The 7,168-nt window shown below is 41.3% G+C and carries 5 protein-coding genes and 1 pseudogene; 3 read left to right on the top strand and 3 right to left on the bottom strand.

The window, feature by feature from the left end; all coding sequences use genetic code 11:
- Positions 1-148 precede the first annotated feature (148 nt).
- Entirely contained in the window at positions 149-1,126 is a 978-nt protein-coding gene (locus ACYCS5_RS07930) for a LacI family DNA-binding transcriptional regulator (protein ID WP_039273857.1), read from the bottom strand.
- Positions 1,127-1,304: 178 nt separating this feature from the next.
- Positions 1,305-2,651, bottom strand: coding sequence for a cellulase family glycosylhydrolase (locus ACYCS5_RS07935; protein ID WP_459761035.1), 1,347 nt, complete (start codon positions 2,649-2,651; stop codon positions 1,305-1,307).
- 382 nt (positions 2,652-3,033) lie between these two features.
- Between ACYCS5_RS07935 and bglS the strand changes: the two genes are divergently transcribed.
- Positions 3,034-3,747: a beta-glucanase gene (gene bglS / locus ACYCS5_RS07940; protein WP_459761036.1), complete on the top strand. Its 714-nt coding sequence runs from the start codon at positions 3,034-3,036 to the stop codon at positions 3,745-3,747.
- 460 nt (positions 3,748-4,207) lie between these two features.
- Here the strand turns inward: bglS and ACYCS5_RS07945 are convergent, their stop codons facing one another.
- Positions 4,208-4,462 carry a hypothetical protein gene (locus tag ACYCS5_RS07945; RefSeq protein ID WP_459761037.1) on the bottom strand — a complete coding sequence of 85 codons (255 nt, stop codon included), beginning with the start codon at positions 4,460-4,462 and terminating at the stop codon, positions 4,208-4,210.
- Between the two features lie 415 nt (positions 4,463-4,877).
- Here ACYCS5_RS07945 and ACYCS5_RS07950 point away from each other — a divergent pair, with 415 nt between their 5' ends.
- Both ACYCS5_RS07950 and ACYCS5_RS07955 read left to right on the top strand, forming a co-directional pair.
- Entirely contained in the window at positions 4,878-5,432 is a 555-nt protein-coding gene (locus tag ACYCS5_RS07950; protein ID WP_165149533.1) for a GNAT family N-acetyltransferase, read from the top strand.
- A gap of 552 nt (positions 5,433-5,984) precedes the next feature.
- A pseudogene (locus ACYCS5_RS07955) lies at positions 5,985-6,418 on the top strand (DinB family protein); the annotation flags it as partial.
- Between the last annotated feature and the right edge of the window lie 750 nt (positions 6,419-7,168).

A 7,168-nucleotide genomic window follows, 5' to 3' on the forward strand; every position in this document is an offset into this window, starting at 1 on the left:
TTTATATAATGGCTCTGAACACTTAAATAAAACGCTTACAAACGGATTATATGTCAAAGGTTTAACCTGTGTCAATCGTTTGACATGTTATTCCCTTAGCATGTACTAAAAAAAATCTGTTCCCCTTGTTAGAGGAACAGATTTTCATTCAGGTCGTTGCACGCTCAATTAGTTCAACAGGCAACAGATTGACAGGTTGTACCTGCTCCCCCTCCGCCTGCCTGCGGATCAGCTCGACCGCCAGCCTGCCGATCTCTGCAATCGGCTGTCTTACCGATGTAAGTTCTGGCGTCAGCCAGGAAGCAACGCTTACATCATCGAAGCCTACAATACGCACATTCTCTGGCACATGCCTTCCAGCGCGAATATATTCCTTCAGCGCGAAAGCAGCAATAATATCACTTGTTGCGAATACCCCATCCACATCCGGATGTTCATGAACGAGTTTTGAAATGATCCGCTCGTACTCCTTCTGGTCGAACACATTCAAGTCTGTTTGAACAATCACATGCTGGACATTATGCTTACCCACCACATCCCGGAATGCTTTGGTCCGCTCATTGGACAGCATGTTCAGCTCCAGATTTCCGCAGATATGGGCAATTTTCCGGCAGCCTTTGCGAATGAGCAGCTCCGTAGCCAGCTCGCCTCCGCGATAATTATCCGAGGATATGTAAGGAATATACGGGTCAATCTGCCTATCAAACGTCACGATCGGTGAATTCAAATGTCGGTACTCTTCTACTTCTAATGTATGGCTACCCATAATGATGCCATCCACCCGGTTCCGCTTCAACATATCAATATACACTTTCTCTTTCACGGGATCCATATGTGAATTGCACAGCAGGACCTTGCAGCCATACTGATAGGCGAAATACTCAACCTGATTGGCAAGCTCACTGAAGAAAGGATGCGAGACATTGGGAATAATAAGGCCAATAATATTGGACTGCTTACGTAGCAGAGATCGTGCTATTTCATTGGGTTGATAATTAAGTTCCTCCATTGCGTCGAACACTTTTTTGCGTGTAGTTTCGCTGATATATCCCCGGTTATTCATTACACGCGATACGGTAGTGACCGACACGCCCGCTTTTAATGCTACATCATGAATTGTCGCCATATTAACCTCTTCCCGTACAAAATAAATACATACAAACTATACTCTCTCCCCATCATTTCAACAACTTTACATAACGGAAGGCCTCATAATGGCCGTCAATCTTGCACTAGTCATTTCTATAAGATAATACGACAGCCTATCCAATTGGAAAGGCTGTCGGTAGCTGAAAGTATTAACATCATTCTGATTGTGCGTCCGTCGGTGCATTAATGTATGTATCTGTAAGCACATCAGTCGGTGCATCCGCAGGCAGATTATCCGTTGCTGATTCACTGTTCTGGAGTAGTGCTCTCGGATAGGTCCGTGCACGCTCATAGTACCAGTCAAACAAGAAGCGGGCCATCGCCTGACGTCGGTTATCGCCATCCCACTTTAACCCGGCTGTTGGGTCCGCAAATGAACTCCTTGCTCCAGCTTCCAGCAGAAAGCCATTCATGTGTGCGGTCATGCTGACATTACCGGCTGCTGTAAAAATGGACTTCGTGTTTTGCCCAAATCCATTATTAGAGCCGTTAAACAAATTCCAGTACTCCGAATCGCCGGGCTGTGTTTTGAACCAGGTAAATTCTGTGATATTTATTGGATAGGCTTGAGCTGCCGCCTTAATGTTGGAATCCCATTGCGATTGTAGCTTGTCCTTGTTATCATGCGCTCCGTAGCCCGGATACCAGTGGACAGCATAGCCGTAGTTGTTCAATGGATCTATCAGCGGGTGTTTTGCCGCCGGGCTGTAAAATTGGTTGTATCCAAGTCCTGCAGCCCAGATGACATTATCCGCTCCTTTACTTCGTATCGTGGAAATGATAGAGTTTTGGAATCTTCTCAGATCATTCCAATGGTCAACAAAATCATTTTCACCAGGATAGCCTCCCCAATGCCCATTCGCATATGACTTAATAGGCTCGTTGATCAGTTCAAACATGACGTTATCCGCGCTATTAATAGCCGGCTGCGAGGCAAGATACCCCCATATTTGATTGAATTTGTCCAGATTGGATTGTGTTGTAGCCTGGTCGTTAGCCAAAGTGAAATCAAGACCAAGGGTAACATAAATGCCCTTTGTTTTCGCATAATTGATGTATGGAATAATCACATTTTGTGTAGCTGCTTGTAAACCTGAGAAATTGTATGACCCTGCGGCCACATCTCCCATATCCTGGCGGTCAATAAACAATCGGACCTGATTCATATACCAGCCGTGGTTGCTTCCATACTTCGGTCTGGTGTCTGCAAAGGTGTCAGTGATATCCTTCAAATAAGCCAAAATTGCTGCATGACGATTGTTACCATTTAAATTGAGATAATAATTACTATTTTGATAGGTCCAGTATGCCCCCGACGGCTGATGCCAGCCACTTAAAACAACAGGTTTTCCGCTGCTGTTCACCAATTGATTGCCCCTGACATGGAGCTTTCCCATAGGCATACCTGACCATGCATCTATATGTTGGCCAAAGACCGGTGTTAAAGGCAATAAGAATACAAGTATCAGAGCTATTTTACATACCATACCTAATTTTTTCAAAGAAAGGCCTCCTCTTCAAAAATTAATTGACTATTATGCTAAAAGAATAAAATGGTATAAACATGTAGTGGATCCGCTTCCTGAGTCTATTCTATAGCAAAATCACCCCCCCTTAATGGAAAATTATAACGTTTATTTGCATATATTACAACTAATTGTATAACTTACATTTTTAAACCACAACTTGATTAAATTTAGTTTTTTTCAAATTATGTCTCAAGCGTTAAGTTTGCTATTGTGGACGACTCAATATCAAGCTACAATAAAGGTGCCAAATATGGAAGCGTTTTATATTTGTCCGGTAAGATGGCCAATACTTGAAATAATGTATCATTACCAGCCATTTCTTTCATGTTTGGTCAATCTTTTATGGAGGTGTAAAATGAAGAAGAAGTCTTGGTTCACTTTAATGGTCACGGGTATTGTCTCTCTGTTTTTTTCGGTAAGCGTTTATGCGGGGAATGTTTTTTGGGAACCACTTAATGGTTTCAATTCGGGTGCATGGCAAAAGGCGGATGGATATTCCAATGGGAACATGTTTAATTGCACTTGGCGTGCCAATAATGTCAATTTTACGAACGATGGCAAAATGAAGCTTGGCTTAACAAGTTCTGCGCACAATAAATTTGACTGCGGAGAGTATCGATCGACGAACACTTACAGATACGGCTTATACGAGGTCAGTATGAAGCCTGCTAAAAATACAGGGATCGTATCTTCCTTTTTTACGTATACGGGACCTTCTGATGGCACGCAATGGGATGAAATAGATATTGAATTTTTAGGCAAAGACACGACAAAAGTGCAATTCAACTATTATACAAACGGTGTCGGTGGTCACGAGAAGGTTGTTGATCTGGGCTTTGATGCATCAAGAGGCTTTCACACCTATGCTTTCGATTGGCAGCCAGGATACATTAAGTGGTATGTTGACGGGGTTCTAAAGCATACGGCAACTACAAACATACCAAGCACGCCAGGCAAGATTATGATGAATTTATGGAATGGCACTGGCGTTGACGACTGGCTAGGTTCGTATAATGGAGCGAATCCGCTATACGCCGAATACGATTGGGTAAAATACACGAGCAATTAGTCCATAGTAAAAAAGCAGCCCTGTATGAAGTGCCCCCTTAAAGTTAGACAAATATTTTTATGCAACCAGTTGGGCATGAGCTAGGTATTGTACCGGGCTCATGCCTTTTAGTTTGAAGACGGTCAGATGCTGTATCGAAAAATGGGTTACCGTGAAGTCGGCATTTTTGAAAAACAAGGGGTTATAACAGCGACAGCCAAGGACGAAAAATAATGGCAGCCTATCAGGGCTGCCACTCCAACTTGAACATAGCAAATAAGAGGACAGTTGATGGCCTCAAGTCCTATTTAAGGATTTATCACCTACTTCATCCATAGCCCACCATCGTCCAGTTTTTCTACGCTCTTTAAAAAGAAATTTACTGGCTTAGTTTTTTGAAGATGAGCACTCGTTTCAAATAGCGTCAAAGAGTTAGAAGCACCATCTACTATCGGGACTAAAACTAAACTAATCTCATCAATTAACCTTCAACAGTGAAATTCAAACTTTCTTTTCCTCCAAAAATATAAGAGATACCTAGCTTTTTCAAATGAGCTAAATGAGCATCCGAAGGATCTACTGCAACTGCATAGGTTTTAGCATTGGGATTCGCTACGTAATCTGTTCTAGGGATCGTCGGAGTGTTGTCTTGATCTAAATTTTTTTTTTCCAAAAGTGAAATGTTTCTCCATGGTAATCCTGCCGCAAATCTATGCTTGGCATTCGTAACGATCATGAATTTCCTTGTATTTTTTAGTAAAATATGCCGTTTGATTCTCTTCTAAGAAATCTCCAACGATTTTGTCATTTAGTGATGTTAGCATGTGACAGACAAATAATATATGGTCTCTCCAAATTAATCCTTATCAATATGTTCTCCTGTCTTTAACTTTTCTAATATTTCTTTACCATAATATCGCTCTCTATTATTTAAACCAAAGCAGCCGTCCTGATTTTAACAAAGCCTGATGACACTTGTTCATCAGGCTTTTAATTTTACTAAAAGTGTCTTTTATTATGTTTCATTAATATTTAGTACGCAACTTTATTGTCCGCTGACAGTTGTTTACGATTGAAAAGCGGTTTCTGATAGAATAAAAGGATCTTACAGAATGAAGCCATCTATTTAAATAACAACTGGAGGTATATTCATGCAAACACTTGAAACCAACCGATTGATCCTGCGGAATTTTATCGCAACCGACGCTGCCGGATTGTTGGAGTATACAGCTAATCCAAGAGTTAACTGCTTTATGGACCACCAGATTTCGACGTTGGAGGAAGCTACATTGGAGGTCGAAAAAAGAAGCAGTGACGACTCCCATATCGCGGTCTGCCTGAAAGACAGCAACGAACTGATTGGAGAGCTGTTCGGTATGAAGGAAGAACGAGATTCGGATACATATGGTATTGGATGGAATTTTAATGCCAGATTTGAAGGGAAAGGGTACGCAAGTGAGAGCGCCAACGCCTTCATAGAATATCTCTTTACGCAACAGGAAGTAAGAAGACTGTACGCCTATGTCGAGGACGATAACTTCCGTTCCCAAAAGCTGTGTGAAAAACTGGGCTTTCGCCAGGAAGGCTGCTTCATGGAATTCGTTTCATTTGTTAAATATGAAGACGGCACGCCGAAATACGAGAATACGTATCAATATGCATTACTGAAAAAAGAGTGGCTCTCACAACGTGCTAATCAGAAATAAAGAACAATAGATTAATCTCATTTTTAAAACTAAAAAAACGTTCCATAACAAATACGGCGACTTCTCTCCAGTGGATTCCAGGGAAAAGTCGCCGTTTGGTTTTAGGTTTCGATATAGGGTCTGGTTTAGCTACCCCAAAACGGCTTTGCAATCTGCTGATGATAATTCAACGATCATTTTCATAATTAGTGAGAACTCATTGACTCGAAGTTATTCGGTCCACCCTAATTTTTCGAATTTTATGAGAATATACGCAACTCTAAAAATGCGTATTTATACAAATAATAAGAAGTTGTACTACTTCTTCATTGTCAATTGTTAGCGAATAATAAGGTTTTAAACTAAACAATAAAGAACTAGACTGAATAATAAAGTTATAGACTGGCGACGTGTGGCCCGCATGCGCGGCTGCAGTTGCGCTCCGGAATGAAGTCCAGCTTTGCGATCGGCGCGCTAGCGAAGGCGGCCGGTGTAATTAGAAAATATAGTCTTAGACTGGGAAATAAAGTATTAAAGATATAAACTACGAATATGCTTTTTTCTTGAACCCTCGAATGGTCGCTTGGGCAAATGTACCTGCATCTGCCTCATTCCACGCTGAACTTGCAGCTCCGTCTTGCGGAGCAGTACATGGCGCTCGGTGGCGGCAGCGAGGAGGGCGGCCATGCCGTGTTTGAGCAAGGGAGCTTCCCACCGGTTCGCATTCAGGTACCGGCCGACTTGCAATATACGCCTCCTCGCCAGAGAGCAAGGAGCAGCTTGTCGCCAAGCTGGAGGAAGCAGGGCGCCGCATGCATGAGATTGGGGCATCGCTACAGAACATAGACCCAGAGCGGCTGCAGCGAAAGGCGACTCATCCGGCCGTAGCCTTCGGCGCGTTAAACGCGGTCGAATGGTTCACGATGGTGGAGATGCATTACCGTCATCATCTTCTTCAAAAGGAGCGGCTAGACGCTTTCTTACAAACTGCAGAGTTATTAGGGTAACAGGACACGATAGTTGAATGTTGACCACAACAGCGGCCAGTCTAGGATTTTATTTTCGCGTCCTTATCTGCCGCGGTTGCATTTGTCGGATCAGTCTAAAACATATTTCTCAAAAGCTGACGACCTTTGAAATGGACAATCGCGTAAAATCAGCAACTCCAGTCTACAACTTTATTTTCTTCGAACATCAATTATGATAATTTTTCTCGTTCAATCTGTAAATTTTCTCACTAATTATGACACTTTCTTCGAACAATAAAGTTGTGTACCAAAATCCAGTATTTGTGATTTTTATTTTTTAATAAAATTCTAAAAATATGTACGTTAAATCCTTATAAATATGTTCTCCTGTCTTTAAATTTTCTAATATTTCTTTACCATAATATTTATTTAAACCAAAGCAGCCGTGTTTTTAATAATCTTGAGTTACCAACACTAAATCGTAGTTACCTACATTAATGTTTCTGAACAGGAAGTGTCAGGTGATAAAAAAGTCGTGAACCAAATTTGTTGATTTTACTGCGTTTGCCAGAGCACGTGATAAACACGAAAAATAAAAAGTCTGAAACCACCATAAATTACCATAAAAAGAAAGTTGGAAACTTGTACTATTACGATAATATAATTTTCATAACCATTTCCTCAATATACTGATTCTTCTATCAAATCTCTTACTAATTCATTATTCACTTCTTTCAATGAAGCCATTATATCTCTAGCTAGTTTATTAATTCTCTTTTTTTGTTCGAA

The sequence above is a fragment of the Paenibacillus sp. SEL3 genome, from assembly GCF_054602585.1.

Excerpts from the sequence above, each read along its gene's own strand:
- bglS (WP_459761036.1), top strand. The coding sequence starts at position 3,034 with ATGAAGAAGAAGTCTTGGTTCACTTTAATGGTCACGGGTATTGTCTCT.
- ACYCS5_RS07930 (WP_039273857.1), bottom strand. The coding sequence starts at position 1,126 with ATGGCGACAATTCATGATGTAGCATTAAAAGCGGGCGTGTCGGTCACT.
- ACYCS5_RS07945 (WP_459761037.1), bottom strand. The coding sequence starts at position 4,462 with ATGATCGTTACGAATGCCAAGCATAGATTTGCGGCAGGATTACCATGG.
- ACYCS5_RS07950 (WP_165149533.1), top strand. The coding sequence starts at position 4,878 with ATGCAAACACTTGAAACCAACCGATTGATCCTGCGGAATTTTATCGCA.